The organism is Micromonospora sp. NPDC047187, assembly GCF_040643355.1.
GTDB lineage: Bacteria > Actinomycetota > Actinomycetes > Mycobacteriales > Micromonosporaceae > Micromonospora > Micromonospora salmantinae.
In genome coordinates, this window is the sequence record NZ_JBEYUF010000003.1 from 214,370 (window position 1) to 232,665 (window position 18,296).

Below are 18,296 nucleotides of genomic sequence, written 5' to 3' on the forward strand. Positions count from 1 at the left end.
ACTTTTGGTCCCCCCGGCGGAAGGCTAAGCCAAACCGGGTGGCCGCAACAGGGGGCGACCACCCGGTTCGGCGTGATTCACGCGCGGACTACCCGTTCAGGTGCTGCTGGTGCCCGTTGGGAGCGGGCGTGGATGAATCACGCGCCCCGGTCCCGTCTGTCGGATCGACGACTGTCGCATCGGCCCTGGTCGGGTCGGTCGGCCCGGACTGCTGGGGGAAACGGTCCGGCAGACGGCGCAGCCGAGCGTTCATGTTGCGGATCAGCAGGATGGTCGCGGTGGCCAGCAGCAGGATGAGGAAGAGGCCCATCGGCCCGGCCAGACCACCCGTGCGGGTGTCCCCGAAGTTGTTCTCCGCGAGCACCTGGGCAGCGGTCAGCATGGCGTTCCTCCGATGTGCGGTTGGTAACCAGGGTAGCCCCGCCGGGAATCAGCGCGCGTGCGCCGTCTCCCGCACCCCGGCGAAGAGATCGGACTCGGGCAGTGGGCTGTCGACCATCGAGCGGGCCAGCTCGTAATCCTCGGTCGGCCAGGCGCGCTGCTGGAGCTCCATCGGCACGTGGAACCAGAAGCCGTCCGGGTCGACCTGGGTGGCGTGGGCGCGCAGCGCGTCATCACGGACCGTGAAGTATTCGGCGCACTCGACCCGGGTGGTGATCCGCGGGCCCTTGTCGGGGCGGTCCTCCCACCGCTTGAGCCACTCCTCGTAGGGCGACTCAAGACCGGCGGCCAGCATGCCCTCGTGCAGGGCCATGATCTTGCCCTTGGAGAAGCCGATGTCGTAGTAGAGCTTCAGCGGCTGCCAGGGCGCGCCCAGCTCCGGGTAGCGCTCCGGGTCACCGGCGGCCTCGAACGCGGCCACGCTCACCTTGTGGCACATGATGTGGTCCGGGTGCGGGTAGCCACCCTCCTCGTCGTACGTGGTCACCACGTGCGGACGGAACTCGCGCATCAGCCGCACCAGCGGGCCCGCGGCGACCTCGACGTCCTGGAGGGCGAAACAGCCCTCGGGCAGCGGCGGCAGCGGATCACCCTCGGGCAGCCCCGAGTCGACGAAGCCCAGCCAGGCCTGGTCGACGCCGAGGATCGCCCGCGCGGCGTCCATCTCGGCACGCCGGATCTCGCCGATGTTGGCCCACACGTCGGGTCGGTCGAGCTTGGGGTTGAGCACGCTCCCGCGCTCGCCACCGGTGCACGTCACGACCAGGACGTCCACCCCCTGAGCGACATATTTCGCCGTGGTCGCCGCGCCCTTGCTCGACTCGTCGTCCGGGTGCGCGTGCACGGCCATGAGACGCAGTTGCTCTGCCAACTTCGGCGCTCCTCGTCTGTGCCGGACGGTGGACCCGACCGGGCTCGACCGGCTGACCTGCCGGGATCTTTCCTCACCGCACCCTGTCACCGGCCACCAGCGCCGGGCATGACCTGCCATTCCTGCCGCTGGACCGGGTGGGAGGATGGGGCTCTGTCATTCTTGCCGATGCCGCCGACAACAACGCCAGGAGATACCCGCCGGTGACCGAGACGCACGCCACAATTTCACCAGGCGCGCCGGTATTCCCGGCCGGGCGCTACGGCCGCCGTCGGGCACCGGGCGGAAAGCGCCGCCGTACGCTGCTGGCCGCGCTGGCACTGTTTGCCCTCGTCGCGACGCTGACCGTGATCTCGGTGCGGCTCTACCGCCAGTACGGCGACCCGGTCTACGACGCCCAGGTGATCACGTACACCGACATCACGGACAAGCAGGTGCTTGTCGACTTTCGGGTGACAGTTCCGCCCGGCGGATCGGCGGTCTGCGTGCTGCGCGCCCGGGACCGTGCCGGCGCCGAGGTCGGCCGGGAACAGGTCACAGTGACCGCCGATCCCGGGGATCGGCACGTCACGACCCAGCACCGCCTGGCCACCACCGCGCGGCCGTTCATCGGTGAGGTCCTGCGCTGCCGAGCACCGTCCTGAGCTGCTCGAACAGCACCAGAAGCCGGGCTGGCGGGGCGCCTACCGCCGGTGTCGGATCCGGACACCGGCGGTGATGGCCGACACGCTGTGTCGTACCGCACTGGTAACTTGGTAGTTCACCTGTCAGCCAGCCACGCACAACTGAGGAGAACGCCTGTGTCCACTGGCAACGAGGCGCCCGCCACCTGGCTGTCGCAGGACGCGTACGACCGCCTCCAGGCCGAGCTCGACGAGCACATCGCCAACCGCCCGGCGATCGCAGCTGAGATCAACGCTCGGCGCGAGGAGGGCGACCTGCGGGAGAACGGCGGCTACCACGCCGCCCGCGAGGAGCAGGGCAAGGCCGAGGGTCGCATCCGCTACCTGCAGGAGCTGCTGCGCACCGCGAAGGTCGGCGAGGCCCCGACCGCCGACGCGGTGTCGCCGGGCATGGTGGTGACGATCTACTTCGACGACGACACCAACGACACCGAGACCTTCCTGCTCGGTTCCCGGGAGATCGCGGCCACCACCGACCTGACCGTCTACAGCCCCGAGTCCGCGCTGGGCAAGGCGATCCTGGGCGGTCGAGCCGGGCAGACCTGCACCTACACGGCCCCCAGCGGCGCCGACATCAAGGTGACAGTGGTCAGCTTCGAGCCGTTCTCCGGCTGACCGTCGCCGGTCGCGCTACCCGCTTCCGGCTGGCTCGACCGACGCCGGCACCCGCTGTCGAAACACCGCGCATCCGAGGCGTGGCACCCACCGGTGTCACGCCTCGGCCGCGAATACCACCTGGTAGCCGCTGGCCCGCAGGGCGCTGATCAGGGTGTCCGAGTGCTCGACACCCCGGGTCTCCACCGACAGCGCCACCTCCACCTCGCCGAGGCCGAGGTGCGGGTTGGCCCGCTGGTGCTCCACGTCCACCACGTTGGCCCGGTGCTCGGCGATCTGAGTGAGCAGCGACGCGAGCTGCCCCGGCCGGTCCGAACAGCGGACGGTCACCCGCAGGTAGCGACCCGCCGCGGCCAACCCGTGTTCGATCACCCGCAGCATCAGCAACGGGTCGATGTTGCCGCCGGAGAGCACCGCGACCACCGGCGTCTCCACCTCGACCACGCCGGCCAGCAGCGCGGCCACTCCGACCGCCCCGGCCGGCTCGACCACCTGCTTGCCGCGCTCCAGCAGCATCAGCAGGGCCCGGGAGATGTCCTCCTCGGAGACCGTGACGATCTCGTCGACCAGCTTGCGCACATGGTTGAAGGTGATCTCGCCCGGCCGACCGACCGCGATGCCGTCGGCGATTGTGGAGAAGATGGGCAGCCGGACCGGTTCCCCGGCCACCAGTGAGGGCGGGAACGCCGCCGCCCCGGCCGCCTGCACGCCGATGATCCGGACGTCCGGGCGCAACGCCTTCGCGGCCACCGCCATGCCCGAGATCAGACCGCCGCCACCCACCCCGGTGATGATCGTCTTCACGTCCGGGCACTGTTCGAGGATCTCCAGCGCCACAGTGCCCTGCCCGGCGATCACATCGGGGTGGTCGAACGGGTGGATCAGCACCGCGCCGGTGCGCTCGGCGTACGTGTGCGCCGCGACCAGCGACTCGTCGACGGTGTTCCCGGCCAACTCGACCTGCGCGCCGTACCCCTTGGTGGCGGCCACCTTCGGCAGCGGCGCGTTGACCGGCATGAAGACTGTGGCGTGCGTGCCGACCAGGCCGGCGGCGAGAGCGACGCCCTGCGCGTGATTGCCCGCGCTCGCCGCGACCACGCCGCGCTTCCGCTCCGCCGCCGACAACCGGGAGATCCGCACGTACGCGCCCCGCACCTTGTACGAGCCGGCGCGCTGCACGTTCTCGCACTTGAGCCACGTCGGCCCGCCCAGCGCCGCGCTGAGTGGCCGGGAGGGCTCCAGTGGGGTGGTGCGGGTGACGCCAGCGAGCAACTCCCGTGCGGCCCGCACGTCGTCGAGACCGACCAGTTCCGTCATGCCCCGATCGTGCCACCCGCCTGCGGAGCCCTCGGCGGCGACACCGGAGTGCCCGACAGCGCGCACACCGTCGACGGTCAGGCGGTGGCCGGCGACTCCGTGCCGACCCGGGGGTAGCCGGGGGCGTGGCGCGTCCACGGGGCGGCCATCTCGAACTGACCGGCCACACCGAGCAGCAGCAGCTCCGAGCCGGGCGGACCGACCAGCTGCACGGCGACCGGCAGGCCGTCCGGGCGGCGGCCGACCGGCACGACGACCGCCGGCAGGCCGGCGATGTTCCAGGGTGCGGCGTACGGGGCGTACCGGATGTTGGCTGTCATGTTCGCCCGCCAGGACCGCTCCGACCAGCGGGCCGCCTCCGGTGGCGCGCTGGCCAGCGCCGGGGTGAGCAGCAGGTCCACCGAGTGGTCGGTGAAGAAGTCGACCGACCGTTGCCGCCAGGCTGCCCGGTCCGCCTCCCGCACGTAGCCGCGACGCTGCGCCCACTCGCCCAGCGCGACGTGCCGGCGGGTACGCCGTTGCAGCCCACGCCGGTCCAGACCGGAGGCCCGGACGTCGGTGGCGGCTGCGGCGAACCAGGTGGCGATGCCCTGCAGGCCGAGCGCGGTCGGGTAGACCGGATCGGCCGGCACCGTGTCGTGCCCGGCGGCGGCGAGGAGCCGACCGGCGGCGGCGACAGCGTCCCGGTTGGGTGCGTCCGGTGCGACACCGCGCACCGGGGAGCGCAGCGAGACACCCACCCGCAGCCGCTGCGGAGGGACCAGCTTCTCGGGACGCCGGCCGGCGAGCACCGAGAAGCCGACCGCCGCGTCGGCAACCGTGCTGGTCAACATGCCGTGCTCGGTGAGGCCGAACCAGTCGTCCGCCCCGAGCTGGCAGGGGACCACGCCCCGACCGGGCTTGAGGCCGACGAGTCCGCAGCAGGCCGCGGGAATCCGGATCGAGCCGAGACCGTCGTTGGCGTGCGCGATCGGCACCAGCCCGGCGGCGACCGCGGCGGCGGCACCACCGGAGGACCCACCGGGGGTACGCGTGCTGTCCCACGGGTTACGGGTCACCGCGCTGTCGTCGTCGGTCAGTGCCCACAGCCCCAGCTCCGGCATCCGAGTCACGCCGAGGATCACCGCCCCGGCGCCGCGCAGCCGACGCACCACCTCGTGGTCGGCCTCCGCCACGTCGGTGCGGGCGGCGGCCGACCCGTTCCAGGTGGGCAGGCCGGCGACCGGGGTGTTCTCCTTGACCGCCACCGGAACCCCGGCCAGCGGCAGGTTGGCCAGGTCCTCCTGCTCGTCGACCTTCTCCGCCTCGGTGATCGCCTCACCGCCGCGAACGGCGCGGAACGCGGCCAGCTCACTGTCGGCTCGGGAGATGTACTCGAGGTGGTCGGCGACGACCTGGGTCGCCGAGACGTCACCTCGGCGTACCCCTCGGGCGATCTGCTTGGCGGTCGCTCCGACCCAGGTCGCCATGATGTCCTGCACGGCCATCCTCCCCCAGCGGTCAGCCCAGCGCCTGCTCCAGATCGGCGAGTAGGTCGTCGACCGTCTCGATGCCGACAGACAGTCGCACGAGATCGCCGGGAACTTCAAGCGGCGAGCCGGCAGCACTTGCGTGTGTCATCCGACCCGGGTGCTCGATCAGGGATTCCACACCACCCAGCGACTCGGCGAGCACGAAGAGCTTGGCCCGGTTGCAGATGTCCACGGCGTGGTCCTCACCACCGGCGGCGCGGAACGAGATCATGCCGCCGAACCGGCGCATCTGCTTGGCGGCGACCTCGTGACCGGGGTGCGAGGGCAGCCCCGGATAGAGCACCTGGGCGACCTTGGCGTGACCGTCGAGGTACGCGGCGAGTCGCTCGGCGTTGTCGCAGTGCCGGTCCATGCGTACCCCGAGGGTCTTGATGCCCCGCAGGGTGAGCCAGGCGTCGAACGGGCCGTTGATCGCGCCCATCGCGTTCTGGTGGTAGCGCAACTCCTCGCCGAGCCCGGCGTCGGCGACGACGAGGGCGCCACCGACCACGTCGGAGTGCCCGCCGACGTACTTGGTGGTGGAGTGCACCACCACGTCCGCACCGAAGGCGATCGGCTGCTGCAGGTACGGCGAGGCGAAGGTGTTGTCCACCACCAGCAGAGCGCCCGCGTCGTGTGCCACGGCGGCCAGGGCGGCGATGTCGGCGATGCCGAGCAGCGGGTTGGTCGGCGTCTCCACCCAGACGATCTTCGTTCGGCCGGGCCGCACGGCCGCCCGGACCGCGTCCGGGTCGGAGACCTTGGCCGGGCTGAACTCCAGGCCCCAGCGCTGGGCGACCCGGGCGAAGAGCCGGTACGTGCCGCCGTACGCGTCGTCCGGGATCACCACGTGGTCGCCGGGCTGGCACACGGCCCGCAGGAGGGTGTCCTCCGCCGCCAGGCCGCTGGCGAAGGCGAGCCCCACCGGCCCGCCCTCCAGCGCCGCCAGGCACTCCTGGAGCGCGTCGCGGGTCGGGTTGCCGGAGCGGCTGTACTCGTAGCCGAGGCGAGGCGCGCCGACGGCGTCCTGGGCGTACGTGCTGGTCTGGTAGATCGGTGGGATCACCGCGCCGGTGCGGGCCTCGGGGTCCTGACCGGCGTGGATGGCGAGCGTCTCGAAGCCGTGACTCATTCTGGTGAGGCTAGTGCCCCGTCCCGAGGGCTGGAACGGAACCCGCGCTCCCGGGCGAGGGTCGGACCGACCGGCCCGACCCTCGCGCTCCTGGTGCCCGGTCAGCCGGCCGGAACGGGCAGGACGTGCAGGGTCGCCGGACGGGCTCCGGTCCAGTCTGAGGTGACCGCGTAGACCCGGGCTTCGTTCGGCGCCCAGGCCAGCCCGCCGGCACTGAGTTCATCGCCCAACTCGTAGCGGGCCTGTTCGGTGCCGTCCGCCGCGAACACGAAGACGTCCGGGGCGTAGGCGGCGTCGGCGCCGGCGACGATCCGGGTGCCGAGACGCGACAGCTCGACTGCTCGCGGGTACGGACCGGTGGCGTACGTCGCGGTGGGGGTGGCGATGTCGGCGAACGGGAACGCCTGCACCAGCGGTGGGGAGCCGGCGGCCGTGTAGAGGGTGGTGCCGGTCGGGTCGAGGGCGATGTCGCGCAGGTTGCTGCCGACGGCCGAGAACTGGTTGGTCCGCAGCATGGTCAGCGCTCCTGCGGCGCCGATCTCGTATGCGTACACCGACGCCGGGCTCAACCCCGGCTGACCGGCGAGCAGCACCGCCCGGTTCTGAGCGGCGGCGGCCAGCAGCGGAGCGTAGTAGAAGTCCTCGCTGACCACGCCGGTGCTGAGGCGGGCCGGCTGACGGCCCAGGTCGATCCGGCCGATGTTGCCGCCCCACTGGTCACAGCCGTAGCCGAACCACAGGTACCGGCCGGTCAACGCCAGCGACGACGGGCACTCGCCCGCGCCGGTGTCGTACCGGGCCGACTCGATCAGCGAGCCGGTGTCGAAGGCGGCGATGGCGTTGGCGGTGGGCAGCGCCACGTAGAGGGTCCGCCGGTCGGCGCTGAGCAGCAGGTCGGTGGGGCCGGGCAGGCCCGACAGGGTGCCGACCACGGTGCCGGTCGCGCTGGTCACCACGACATCGGTGGCGGAGCTGCCACCGCTGACGAAGACCCGGTCACCGGCCGACACCACGTCGGCCACGGTGCTCAGCGGCAGTGGGGTGGCGGTCGGCGCGGCGGCCGCCTGGGCGTGGCCCGGGGCCGCGCCGGTGAGCAGCCCGGCGGTCAGCGCCGCCAGTGCCAGGGTGAGGGCTCTTCTGATCTGCAAGCTTGGTCCTTTCGGAGCATCGACGCGCACGCCGACGGCCGGGATCACCCCGTGTTCATCCATTTACGTAGATGATTACCACAGCCGATTCACGCGTGGGGGGCGCCGTGACGCGCGAGGCCGCCGCATAGCCTGGCCCGATGAGCGGTTGCGTGTTCTGCGGGATCGTGACGGGCGAGGTGCCGGCGTTCCGGGTGGTCGACACCCCGGACGGGGTGGCGTTCCTGGACACCCGGCCGGTGTTCAAGGGGCATGTCCTGGTGGTGCCCCGGGTGCACCTGGTGACCCTGCAGGAGTTGCCGGCCGACCTGCTGCCCGACTACTTCGCCATGGTTCAGCGACTGGCGGTGGCGGTGGAGACCGCCCTGGGCGCCGGTGGGACCTTCGTGGCGATGAACAACAAGGTGTCCCAATCGGTGCCCCACCTGCACACCCACGTGGTCCCGCGCACCAAGGGCGACGGGTTGCGGGGCTTCTTCTGGCCACGTACGCGGTACGACGACGACACCGAGGCCCAGACGTACGCGGACCGGATCGCGGCGGCGCTCCCCGGCGGGGCCTGACTCACTGTCACCCGGGTAAGGAAGGTGGACCCTCCGGTGTTACACGCTGGGAGTGGTACGAGAGGAGATCCCACCGTGTTTTTGCGCCGTATGAACGCCGATATGGTCTCGCCCGACCAGGCCCTGCCGGGCCGTCCGATCGCCATGCCGGTCGCCGACCGCCACGAGGTGCTGGGCACCCCGTTGAAGGGCCCGTTCCCTGAGGGCCTTCAGGTCGCGGTCTTCGGCATGGGCTGTTTCTGGGGTGCCGAGCGGCTGTTCTGGACGCTGCCCGGCGTCTACACCACGTCCGCCGGTTACGCGGGTGGCATCACCAAGAACCCGACGTACGAGGAGACGTGTTCCGGCCGGACCGGGCACGCCGAGGTCGTCCAGGTGGTGTACGACCCCAGCAAGATCAACTATGAGGATCTGCTGAAGGTCTTCTGGGAGAACCACGACCCGACCCAGGGCATGCGCCAGGGCAACGACGTCGGTACCCAGTACCGCTCGGCGATCTACACGACCACCGACGAGCAGCGGACCATCGCGGAGTCGTCCCGGGACGCGTTCCAGCCGATCGTGACGCGGGCCGGCAAGGGTGAGATCACCACTGAGATCGCCCCGCTCGGCAGCTACTACTTCGCCGAGGACTACCACCAGCAGTACCTGGCGCCGACCAAGAACCCGAACGGGTATTGCAACCACGGCCCGAACGGCCTGAGCTGCCCGGTCGGCGTGGCCCGTGTCGCCGGCTGAGTCGAGGCGTTAGCCTGATTCGGACACATGGGAGGGCACGATGAGCGGCGACAGCGTTAGCCGTCCGCACGGTTACGCAAAGCCGGTCGTCGTGCCCGAAACCCTTGATCAGCTTTGCGGACCCACGTCCGGGGTGATAGACCTGCCACGCCACTTGAAGTGGTCCGGCAACTCTCGTTACGACCTTGCGCAGCCCGGACGTATTGGCGACCTGTACCGGACGGTCCTCAACGAGGCTGCCAGTCCGGCCGACCTCTACACCTACGTCAGCCGCGACTCGCTGATCCAACTCTGGCCGTCGATGTGGTTACCTCAAGCCGTGCGCCAAGCCTGGGAAGAGTGCTTTCCCGAACTCCGCAGCGCCCCTCGACGCGCCGCCTGAACGATGCTGCCGAGCCACATCAAGATCACCCGAGTCGCACTCGCGGCTGCCGGCCGATTTGGCTTCGCCTTGGCCGGTGGCTACGCGGTGAGCGCGCACGGCATGGGCAGTCGACTCAGCGGCGATGTGGATCTCTTCACGGCCTGGCACCTACGCGCCTCGTTCCCGGAAGCGGTCGACAACGTCATCATCGCTCTGGAAGAGCACCAATACGCGGTCACCGCCCTGATTCGGAACGACACGTTCGCCCGTCTGCTCGTCGCGGACCAGAATGATCCAGACGGAGAGCCGGACAAGCTGGAGATGTCGGCGGACTGGCGAGCGCACGACCCCGTGATGTCCGCCGTCGGCCCTGTCCTCCATCCCGACGACGCCGTCGCCAACAAGATGTGTGCGCTCTTCGGCCGCGCCGAAGCTCGGGACTACCTCGACGTGGACGCCGCCCTCCTCAGCGGCCGGTACACGAGGCAACGTCTGCTCGAGCTGGCGGCAGCTGCGGATCCCGGCTTCGAGCCGCGTGCCTTCGCAGACGCCCTGGGCGCGTTGACCCAGATCACGGACGCGGACTTCGACTGCTACGGGATACCGCCCGCCGAGCTACCCGCTCTCCGCGAGCGTTTCGCGCACTGGCGACGCGAGCTCACCGACGCTCCGTAGGCACAACGGCTGATACCGCGTCCACCCGCAATGCCTGCTGCCCGGCCACCGAGTAGTTGGGGCATTCCCGTTCGGCCCTGTGATCGAAATCCGTTGCCGAGCCCGACGAGAACTCGATAACGTGGCCGTACACGTGAAAGGAGGTGGTCCAGACTTGTATAGCAATCGGACTCGTGAGGTGGCTGTCAGCTAGCCGCTGTCCTCGACAGTGAACGGCTCGCCGTAAGGCGGGCAGCAGCAACATCGTCGAGACCGTGTGGCAGCGGTGCGGCGAATCCACGACAGCCACCCGACCCCCGGGGTGCCGGCCAAGTCCAGCCGGCCCGCGCACATGCGCGGAGCGCCCCGGGGGTCGCTCCATATCCGCGGGAGTGGCGATGTCCATGCGCGAGCTGGTGGTGCTGGGGACGGCCAGCCAGGCGCCGACCCGTCAGCGCAACCACAACGGGTACGTGTTGCGCTGGGACGACGAGGTGATCCTCTTCGACCCGGGTGAGGGCAGCCAGCGTCAGCTCCTGCACACCACTGTCACCGCCACCGACCTGACCCGGATCTGCGTCACCCACTTCCACGGCGACCACTGCCTGGGCCTGCCCGGCACCATCCAGCGGCTCTCCCTGGACCGGGTGGCGCACCCGGTCGCCGTGCACTTTCCCGCCGGCGGCGCCGAGTACTTCGCCCGGCTGCGGTACGCCACCTCGTTCTACGAGACCGCCGAGCTGCGGGTCGAGCCCATCGAGGCGGACGGGCAGCGGATCGCCCTGCGCTGCGGCACGCTGGAGGCACGCCGGCTCCGGCACCCCATCGAGACGTACGGCTACCGGCTGGTCGAGCCGGACGGGCACCGGATGCTGCCGGAGAAGCTGGCCGCGTACGGCATCGTCGGGCCGGCCGTCGGCGAGCTGATCCGAGTCGGGCACCTCGACCTCGACGGACGCCGCGTCACCCGGGCCGAGGTGAGCGTTCCCCGGGCGGGGCAGCGGTTCGCGTTCGTGATGGACACCGGCCTCTGCGACGGGGTGTACGCCCTCGCCGAGCACGCCGACCTGCTGGTCATCGAGTCGACGTTCCTGGAGTCGGAGGCCGCGCTCGCCGCCGAGGTCGGCCACCTGACCGCGGCGCAGGCCGCCCGGGTGGCGACCGAGTCCGGGGTACGCCGACTCGTGCTCACCCACTTCTCCCAGCGCTACCCCGACCCGCGCCGGTTCCACGACGAGGCGCGCGCGCACTTCGACGGCGAACTGGTCATCGCCGAGGATCTGACCACGGTGCAGCTTCCGCCGCGCCGGGTAGCCTCGGCCGGGTGACCGTCACGCTCCGCCCCGCGACCGAAGGCGACCTGATGGCGGTGGGTGCCCTGCACCAGCGCTCCCGGGTCGCCGCGTACTCCGCCTTCCTGCCGGCCGTGGCGCTGGCCGACCCGACACCGGAGGCGATGGGGCGATACTGGGTCGAGCGGTGGATCTGGGAGCGGGACACCCACCGGATGACAGTGGCCGAGCGGGCCGGGGCGATGGTCGGGTTCAGCCACCTGGGCCCGGACGACGAGGACGACCCCGCCACCGGGCTGCTCAACGCGATCCACCTCGACCCTGCCGAGCAGGGCCGGGGCGTCGGCCGCACCCTGATGGTAGACGCCCTGGACGCCATGCGGGCGCAGGGTTGGCGGCGTGCCGTGCTCTGGGTGCTGCGGGACAACGCCCACGCCCGCTCGTTCTACGAGCGCGGCGGCTGGACCCCCACCGGCGACGAACGGGACGAGGCAATCGGGTCGTCCCCGGCCCGACAGCTCCGCTACACCCGCCCCCTCTGAGCGCCCCCACCCCCCCGCCCCCGCGCCTCCCACCTCGCCGATCTTGCACTTTCTGTCGGGACAAAACGCCGCAATAGCGACGTTCAGGCGACAGCAAGTGCAAGATCGGCGGGGGCGGGGGGCGGGGCGGGGACTAGTGGGCGCCTAGGTGGGACAGGAGGTCCTGGCGGGTTAGGACGCCCTTGGGCTTGCCGTCGACCAGCACCAGGGCGGCGTCGGACTTCTCCAGCATGCCCACCGCCTCGCTCACCGGCTGACCACCACCGATCATCGGCAGCGGGTCGCCCATGTGCCGCTCGATCGTGTCGTGCAGGTGGGCCTGGCCGGTGAACAGCGCGTCGAGCAGGTCCCGCTCGGCGATCGAGCCGGCAACCTCACCGGTCACCACTGGCGGCTCGGCCTTGAGCACCGGTAGCTGCGAGACGCCGTACTCGCGCATGTAGTCGATCGCGTCGCGGACGGTCTCGGTGGGGTGCACGTGCACCAGCTCGGGCAGCCCACCCGGCTTGCTGGCCAACGCGTCTGCCACCGTCGGCTCCGCGCCGGAGTTGTCGAGGAAGCCGTACCGGGCCATCCACGAGTCGTTGAAGATCTTGGAGAGGTAGCCCCGACCGCCGTCGGGCAGCAGCACCACCACCACGTCGTCCGGGCCGGCCCGGCGGGCGACCTCCAGGGCGGCGACCACCGCCATTCCGCAGGAACCGCCGACCAGCAGCCCTTCCTCGCGGGCCAGTCGCCGGGTCATCTCGAAGGACGCCTTGTCGGAGACCTCCACGATCTCGTCGGCGACACCCCTGTCGTACGTCTCCGGCCAGAAGTCCTCGCCGACGCCCTCCACCAGGTACGGGCGGCCGGTACCGCCGGAGTAGACCGAGCCCTCCGGGTCGGCCCCGACGATCCGCACCCGACCCTCCGACGCCTCCTTGAGGTACCGGCCGATGCCGGAGATGGTGCCGCCGGTGCCGACGCCGGTCACGAAGTGGGTGAGCTCGCCGTCGGTCTGCTTCCACAGCTCCGGGCCGGTCGTCTCGTAGTGCGAGCGCGGGTTGGCCGGGTTGCTGTACTGGTTGGGCTTCCAGGCGCCGGGGATCTCCCGGGTCAGCCGGTCCGAGACGTTGTAGTACGAGCGCGGGTCCTCCGGCGCGACGGCGGTCGGGCAGACCACCACCTCGGCGCCGTACGCCCGGAGCACGTCCTGCTTGTCCTGGCTGACCTTGTCGGGGCAGACGAACACGCACTTGTAGCCCTTGAGCTGGGCCACCAGGGCCAGCCCGACGCCGGTGTTGCCGCTGGTCGGCTCGACGATGGTGCCGCCGGGCTTGAGCAGACCGGCGGCCTCGGCGTCCTCCACCATCCGCAGCGCGATCCGGTCCTTCACCGAGCCGCCCGGATTGACGTACTCCACCTTGGCGAGCACTGTGGCCTGGATGCCCTCGGTGACGTTACGCAGACGCACCAGCGGGGTGTTTCCGATCATGTCGACGACGTTGTCGTAGTACTGCACGGTGTGCCCTTCGTTGCGGCGCCGGCGGTGGGCGGCCGGGAAGACGTTTGCTCACCGCCAGCGTACGTGTCGTCAGGGCACCAACCCCCCGGGGATGACCGAGCTGCGGCGGGCCTCCCACTCCAGGAACCGGTCGGTCTCGGCGAGCACGCTGCCGGCCAACCAGGTGACCATGACCGCGTCGTCGGCCAGCCCGAAGATCGCCAGTGGGATCTCCGGGAGCAGGTCGATCGGCGAGACGATGTACGCCGTCGCCGCTGTCATCAGGGCCAGCCGAAGGCCGCCGTCGTACTCCCCCTTGGTGGTGGCCCTGATCATCCGGGGCAGCGCGGCCAACCGCGTGCCGATCGACGGCCCGTTGCGCGCCCCGGCCGCCAGGGCCCGCGCCAGGGCCGTGAACGCCGCGCTGCGCTTCAGTGTCTTACCCATCGTCGCGCTCCTCTCCGCCGGATCAGCGTGGCGGGTCGGCGCAAGTCGGCCGGCCTCTGGAACCCAGGTACCCCGTCGCGTCGGTTTCCAGGCACCCGGGTGCCGTCACGACGACAGCGATGTGTCGGGCCAGCGCGATAATGTCGCGGTATGGGGGTGGCACATTCCGTCGTACCCGGTGGTGAGCGCTGGCGGCAGGCCCGGCGGTTCGTCCGGCTGGCCGCCATCGGCACAGGCGCCACCGCGGCGGCCGCGGTGGCGACCGGCGGGGTGCTGGTCGGCCAGGCCCGCCAGGCTCGACGGACCATCCCGATGGCCGAGGCGCCGCCGCCCCGCTGCGATGGGATGTACGGCGCGAAGTTCCCCGGTCCGGCGCTCACCATGGTCGTGCTCGGTGACTCGTCGGCGGCCGGCTACGGGGTGCACCGCCGTCGGGAGACACCCGGGGCGCTGCTCGCCACCGGCCTGTCCCGTCGGCTGCACCGGCCGGTGCAGTTGCACCGCTTCGCGGTGGTCGGCGCCATCTCGGCGGCGCTGCGCCACCAGGTGGAGGCGGCGCTGGAGTGCCGACCCGACATCGCGGTGATCCTCATCGGCGGCAACGACATCACCAACCGCACCCCGCGCGGCCTGGCGGTGCGCTACCTGGTCGAGGCGGTGCACACCCTGCGCGACGCGGGGTGCGAGGTGGTCGTCGGCACCTGCCCCGACCTGGGCGCGATCCGCCCGATCCAGCCGCCTCTGCGCTGGCTGGCGCACCGCTGGAGCCGCCAGCTCGCGACCGCCCAGACGGTGGCCGTGGTCGAGGCGGGCGGGTGGACGGTCTCCCTCGGTGACCTGCTCGGCCCCCGGTTCGCGGCCGAGCCGACCCGGATGTTCGCCTGGGACCGGTTCCATCCCTCCGCCGAGGGGTACGCGATGGCCGCCGCCGCGCTCCTACCGACGATGCTCTCCGCCCTCGGCGCGACCCCGGAGCGACGGGCCACACCGACGCGCGGCGACGGCGTACGGTCGCTGCCGAAGGCCGCGCAGGAGGCGGCTCGACACGCCGGCACGGAGGTCAGCGGCGTCCAGGTCCGGGGCCGCGACCGTGGGCCGGCCGGCCGGTGGGCGCAGCTGCGCCGACGGGCGTTCTTCGGTGTCGGCGCGGTGCCGCAGCACGGGCCCGCCTCGGACACCTCGACAGTGGAGGGACTGGCATGAACGAGCGCAGCGCGCGGAGCGCGACCTCCGGGCTCGCCGGCCGACTGGGTCGGGCGGCGGCGATCTCGCTGTTCGCCGGCACCGTCGGGGGCGCCGCCGTCCTCGCAGGTGAGGCGTTCATCGCCCGGCACCGACGCTACGCCGAACCGGAGCTCGGCCTTGCCCTGCGCGCCACGATCGGCCGGGCGGGCGCTTCGCCGCTGCGACTGGTGTTGCTGGGCGACTCGTCGGCACTGGGCGTCGGTGTCGACCGTCTGGAGGACACCATCGGCGGGCAGTTGGCCAACCTGCTCGCCGAGGGCCCGACCGGCCGCCGGGTGCACCTGTCCAGCGTCGGCGTCTCCGGGTCCCGCTCGACGGACCTCGCCACCCAGGTGGCCCGGGCCCTGCTGGGTGAGCGGCCCGACGTGGCGTTGATCCTGATCGGCGCGAACGACGCCACCGGGCTGCGCCGGCCCTCCGACGCGGCGGCCTATCTCGGCGCCGCGGTGCACCGCCTGCGCGAGGCGCGTGTCGAGGTGGTGGTGGGCACCTGCCCCGACCTGGGGGCGGTGCGCGCCATCGCGCCTCCGCTGCGCCAGGTGGTCGGCTGGTCCGGGCGTCGGGTGGCCCGCGCGCAGACCACTGCCGTGCTGGAGGCGGGCGGCTCGGTGGTCGACCTGGCCACCGAGACCGGGCCGGTGTTCCGGGCCGACGCCGGGACGCTCTGCCAGGACGGCTTCCACCCCTCCGCCGACGGCTACCGGGTGTGGGCGCACGCGCTGCTGCCCGCCATCGTCGCCGCGGCGGCGGCCACGACCCGGCGCTAGATCGTCCCCGGCCAGGGTGACATTTCCCGCCGCACCGGCTTCTTCCGCGCCATGTTACCGGCGGGTTAACGTTGGTCCATGCCGATTGAGTCGTCCCGCGACGCCGTCATCGTCGCCACCGCCCGCTCCCCCATCGGCCGGGCGCACAAGGGGTCCCTGCGCGACGTCCGCTCCGACGACCTCGCCGCGACCATCGTCCAGGCCGCGCTGGACAAGGTCCCCGCGCTCGATCCGACCACTATCGACGACCTCTACCTCGGGTGCGGCCTGCCCGGCGGCGAGCAGGGATTCAACATGGCCCGGGTGGTGTCCACCCTCCTCGGTCTGGACACTGTCCCCGGCGCCACGCTGACCCGCTACTGCGCCTCCTCGTTGCAGACCACCCGGATGGCGATGCACGCGATCCGGGCCGGCGAGGGCGACGTGTTCGTCTCCGCCGGGGTGGAGATGGTCTCCCGCTACGCCCGGGGCAGCTCCGACGGGCTGCCGCCCGAGGCGCAGGCCCTGGTCGGCGGCGGCTGGGAGAACCCCCGCTTCGGGCCGGCCGGTGAGCGCTCGAAGCGCCGCGCGCAGGGCGACGCCGAGGTGTGGACCGACCCGCGTGAGGCCGGCGAGCTGCCCGACATCTACCTGACCATGGGGCAGACCGCGGAGAACCTGGCCCAGGTGTACGACGTCACCCGCGCCGACATGGACGAGTTCGGTGTACGCAGTCAGAACCTCGCCGAGAAGGCCATCACCGACGGTTTCTGGGCCCGGGAGATCACCCCGGTCACCACGCCGGACGGCACCGTGGTGAGCACCGACGACGGGCCCCGGGCCGGCGTCACCCTCGACGCGGTCTCCGGCCTGAAGCCGGTGTTCCGCCCGGACGGTCGAATCACCGCCGGCAACTGCTGCCCGCTCAACGACGGCGCCGCCGCCGTGGTGGTGATGAGCGCCCAGCGGGCCGAGGAACTGGGGCTCACCCCGCTGGCCCGGATCGTCTCGACCGGTGTGACCGCCCTGTCGCCGGAGATCATGGGTCTCGGGCCGGTCGAGGCGTCCCGGCAGGCGCTGCGCCGAGCCGGCATGACCATCGACGACGTCGACCTCGTCGAGATCAACGAGGCGTTCGCCGCGCAGGTCATCCCCTCCTACCGCGAGCTGGGCATCCCGGAGGAGAAGCTGAACGTGATGGGCGGCGCCATCGCGGTCGGCCACCCGTTCGGCATGACCGGCGCCCGGATCACCGGCACCCTGCTCAACGCGCTGGAGTGGCACGACAAGACCATCGGTCTGGAGACCATGTGCGTGGGTGGTGGCCAGGGCATGGCCATGGTGCTGGAACGGCTCAGCTGAGCTGAGCGGCCTCAGAGCGCGCTGCGGGTCGCCGTCACCTCGGCGGCGGCCCGGGCCAGTGCCTCGGCCCCCGGGTCGGCGGCCAGCAGGTCCGCCGTGACCACCCGCAACTGATCGGGTAGGGCCAGGTCGTTGTCGAGCCGGGGCACCACCCGGCGGGGCTCCCCCTCGGCGTCGGCCGCCAGGTTGGCGACCTCCTGCGCCAGGCGGTGCACCAGGTCGGCGCGGGACACGTTGCCGGCCGTCGCGACCGCCGCCCACCTGGGCTGCTGCCAGTGCGCGATCTGACGGACCAGCAACTGCACGGCCTTGTTCAACTCCGCTGCGCTCATCGCCGCCGAGTCTACGGCCGACACCGACCGCGCCGGGTCGGGCCGGTCAGCGGCGCAGGTAACTGAGCAGCCGCAGCAACTGCCAGTAGAGGAAGACCAACCCGGTGAGAAGGCCGAACGCGCTCAGCCACGCGTACCGACGGGCTCGACCGTCCCGCACCGAGCGTTCGACGAGATCGAAGTCGAGGATGAAGCTGAACGCACCGGCGATGATGGCCACCACCGAGAAGGCGTACGGCAGCCAGCCGACCTCACCGCTGACGCTGTAGACCGCCAGGCCCGGCCGCCCGCTGATCAGGTACGACACCAGGTTGACCACGCTGAGCACGGCGATGCCGAGCAGGGTGCCGATCACCAGGCGGGCGAGGCGGGGCGTCGCCCGGATCACCCGGGCCCGGTAGAGCGCGGCCATGCCGAGGAAGACGCCGAAGGTGCCGGCCACCGCCTGCACCACGATGCCCGGATAGACCTGCTCGAAGGTGCGGCTCGCCACTCCCAGCAGCAGCCCCTGGAGGATGGCGTAGCCGACGATCGGCACCGGGTTGGTGATCGCTCGCAACGAGATGACCAGGACCAGCGCGATCGAGGCGAGCGCGCTGCCCGCCAGCGCGGCGCCCAGCCACACCGCGTCGGGGATCACCGCCCAGGACACCGCCGCGGCCGCGCCGGTCACCAGCAGCAACCCGACGGTACGGACCACCACGTCGTCGACGGTCATCGGCTCGACGTCACGGGCGCCGAGCACCCGGGCCTCCACCCGGCCGGTTTCGTCCAGCCGGTTGAGCACCGGGTTGTTGCTGCGCACCG

21 protein-coding genes are annotated in these 18,296 nt (G+C 71.6%); 11 read left to right on the forward strand and 10 right to left on the reverse strand.

Annotated features, from left to right (window positions below; translation table 11 throughout):
- Window positions 1-88 precede the first annotated feature (88 nt).
- Together ABZ794_RS08280 and mca are read right to left on the reverse strand one after the other, a co-directional pair.
- A complete protein-coding gene (locus tag ABZ794_RS08280; RefSeq protein WP_210784914.1) occupies window positions 89-382 on the reverse strand; it encodes a hypothetical protein in 294 nt (97 codons plus the stop codon).
- 48 nt (window positions 383-430) lie between these two features.
- Window positions 431-1,312: a mycothiol conjugate amidase Mca gene (gene mca / locus ABZ794_RS08285; protein WP_210784915.1), complete on the reverse strand. Its 882-nt coding sequence runs from the start codon at window positions 1,310-1,312 to the stop codon at window positions 431-433.
- Between the two features lie 203 nt (window positions 1,313-1,515).
- On the opposite strand from mca, the gene ABZ794_RS08290 reads away from it, so the two are divergent.
- Both ABZ794_RS08290 and greA read left to right on the forward strand, forming a co-directional pair.
- Window positions 1,516-1,956: a DUF4307 domain-containing protein gene (locus ABZ794_RS08290; RefSeq protein ID WP_210784916.1), complete on the forward strand. Its 441-nt coding sequence runs from the start codon at window positions 1,516-1,518 to the stop codon at window positions 1,954-1,956.
- Between the two features lie 156 nt (window positions 1,957-2,112).
- Window positions 2,113-2,610, forward strand: a complete 498-nt coding sequence (gene greA / locus ABZ794_RS08295) for a transcription elongation factor GreA (protein WP_091394193.1) — start codon at window positions 2,113-2,115, stop codon at window positions 2,608-2,610.
- A 96-nt stretch (window positions 2,611-2,706) separates the two neighbouring features.
- Here greA and ilvA read toward each other — a convergent pair whose 3' ends face one another.
- The 4 genes from ilvA to ABZ794_RS08315 all read right to left on the reverse strand — a co-directional run bounded on the left by ilvA (window position 2,707) and on the right by ABZ794_RS08315 (window position 7,718).
- Entirely contained in the window at window positions 2,707-3,927 is a 1,221-nt protein-coding gene (gene ilvA / locus ABZ794_RS08300; RefSeq protein ID WP_210784917.1) for a threonine ammonia-lyase, read from the reverse strand.
- Window positions 3,928-4,004: 77 nt separating this feature from the next.
- A complete protein-coding gene (locus tag ABZ794_RS08305) occupies window positions 4,005-5,414 on the reverse strand; it encodes an amidase family protein (RefSeq protein WP_210784918.1) in 1,410 nt (469 codons plus the stop codon).
- A gap of 13 nt (window positions 5,415-5,427) precedes the next feature.
- On the reverse strand, window positions 5,428-6,570 hold the full coding sequence (locus tag ABZ794_RS08310) for a cystathionine gamma-synthase (RefSeq protein ID WP_210784919.1): 1,143 nt from the start codon (window positions 6,568-6,570) through the stop codon (window positions 5,428-5,430).
- A gap of 101 nt (window positions 6,571-6,671) precedes the next feature.
- Entirely contained in the window at window positions 6,672-7,718 is a 1,047-nt protein-coding gene (locus ABZ794_RS08315; RefSeq protein WP_210784920.1) for a hypothetical protein, read from the reverse strand.
- A 140-nt stretch (window positions 7,719-7,858) separates the two neighbouring features.
- Between ABZ794_RS08315 and ABZ794_RS08320 the strand changes: the two genes are divergently transcribed.
- The 6 genes from ABZ794_RS08320 (at window position 7,859) to ABZ794_RS08345 (ending at window position 11,871) form a co-directional block, all read left to right on the forward strand.
- Window positions 7,859-8,281, forward strand: a complete 423-nt coding sequence (locus tag ABZ794_RS08320; protein ID WP_238691066.1) for an HIT family protein — start codon at window positions 7,859-7,861, stop codon at window positions 8,279-8,281.
- A gap of 75 nt (window positions 8,282-8,356) precedes the next feature.
- Complete coding sequence (msrA, locus tag ABZ794_RS08325) at window positions 8,357-9,019, forward strand: peptide-methionine (S)-S-oxide reductase MsrA (RefSeq protein WP_210784922.1); 663 nt, start codon at window positions 8,357-8,359, stop codon at window positions 9,017-9,019.
- A 40-nt stretch (window positions 9,020-9,059) separates the two neighbouring features.
- Window positions 9,060-9,401, forward strand: a complete 342-nt coding sequence (locus ABZ794_RS08330) for a hypothetical protein (protein ID WP_210784923.1) — start codon at window positions 9,060-9,062, stop codon at window positions 9,399-9,401.
- Between the two features lie 3 nt (window positions 9,402-9,404).
- Window positions 9,405-10,058 (forward strand): nucleotidyl transferase AbiEii/AbiGii toxin family protein, encoded by a 654-nt coding sequence (locus tag ABZ794_RS08335; protein ID WP_357514866.1) that lies wholly within the window; start codon window positions 9,405-9,407, stop codon window positions 10,056-10,058.
- A gap of 377 nt (window positions 10,059-10,435) precedes the next feature.
- On the forward strand, window positions 10,436-11,365 hold the full coding sequence (locus ABZ794_RS08340; protein ID WP_357514868.1) for a ribonuclease Z: 930 nt from the start codon (window positions 10,436-10,438) through the stop codon (window positions 11,363-11,365).
- Window positions 11,362-11,871 carry a GNAT family N-acetyltransferase gene (locus ABZ794_RS08345; RefSeq protein WP_357514870.1) on the forward strand — a complete coding sequence of 170 codons (510 nt, stop codon included), beginning with the start codon at window positions 11,362-11,364 and terminating at the stop codon, window positions 11,869-11,871. The genes ABZ794_RS08340 and ABZ794_RS08345 overlap by 4 nt, the downstream gene beginning before the upstream one ends.
- 133 nt (window positions 11,872-12,004) lie before the next feature.
- On the opposite strand, the gene ABZ794_RS08350 is transcribed toward ABZ794_RS08345, so the two are convergent.
- Entirely contained in the window at window positions 12,005-13,375 is a 1,371-nt protein-coding gene (locus tag ABZ794_RS08350; RefSeq protein WP_210787667.1) for a cystathionine beta-synthase, read from the reverse strand.
- Between the two features lie 72 nt (window positions 13,376-13,447).
- The gene (locus ABZ794_RS08355; RefSeq protein WP_112582466.1) at window positions 13,448-13,804 is read right to left on the reverse strand and encodes a YkvA family protein; all 357 of its coding nucleotides are present in this window, start codon (window positions 13,802-13,804) and stop codon (window positions 13,448-13,450) included.
- Window positions 13,805-13,954: 150 nt separating this feature from the next.
- Here ABZ794_RS08355 and ABZ794_RS08360 point away from each other — a divergent pair, with 150 nt between their 5' ends.
- From ABZ794_RS08360 to ABZ794_RS08370, 3 genes are all read left to right on the forward strand, one after another.
- A complete protein-coding gene (locus ABZ794_RS08360; protein ID WP_238691029.1) occupies window positions 13,955-15,007 on the forward strand; it encodes an SGNH/GDSL hydrolase family protein in 1,053 nt (350 codons plus the stop codon).
- A complete protein-coding gene (locus ABZ794_RS08365) occupies window positions 15,004-15,816 on the forward strand; it encodes an SGNH/GDSL hydrolase family protein (protein WP_210785636.1) in 813 nt (270 codons plus the stop codon). Before ABZ794_RS08360 ends, ABZ794_RS08365 begins: the two co-directional genes overlap by 4 nt.
- A gap of 78 nt (window positions 15,817-15,894) precedes the next feature.
- Window positions 15,895-17,157: an acetyl-CoA C-acetyltransferase gene (locus ABZ794_RS08370; protein ID WP_210785637.1), complete on the forward strand. Its 1,263-nt coding sequence runs from the start codon at window positions 15,895-15,897 to the stop codon at window positions 17,155-17,157.
- Between the two features lie 11 nt (window positions 17,158-17,168).
- Here the strand turns inward: ABZ794_RS08370 and ABZ794_RS08375 are convergent, their stop codons facing one another.
- Both ABZ794_RS08375 and ABZ794_RS08380 read right to left on the reverse strand, forming a co-directional pair.
- Complete coding sequence (locus ABZ794_RS08375; RefSeq protein WP_210785638.1) at window positions 17,169-17,489, reverse strand: hypothetical protein; 321 nt, start codon at window positions 17,487-17,489, stop codon at window positions 17,169-17,171.
- A gap of 46 nt (window positions 17,490-17,535) precedes the next feature.
- Window positions 17,536-18,294 (reverse strand): Bax inhibitor-1/YccA family protein, encoded by a 759-nt coding sequence (locus ABZ794_RS08380; protein WP_210785639.1) that lies wholly within the window; start codon window positions 18,292-18,294, stop codon window positions 17,536-17,538.
- Between the last annotated feature and the right edge of the window lie 2 nt (window positions 18,295-18,296).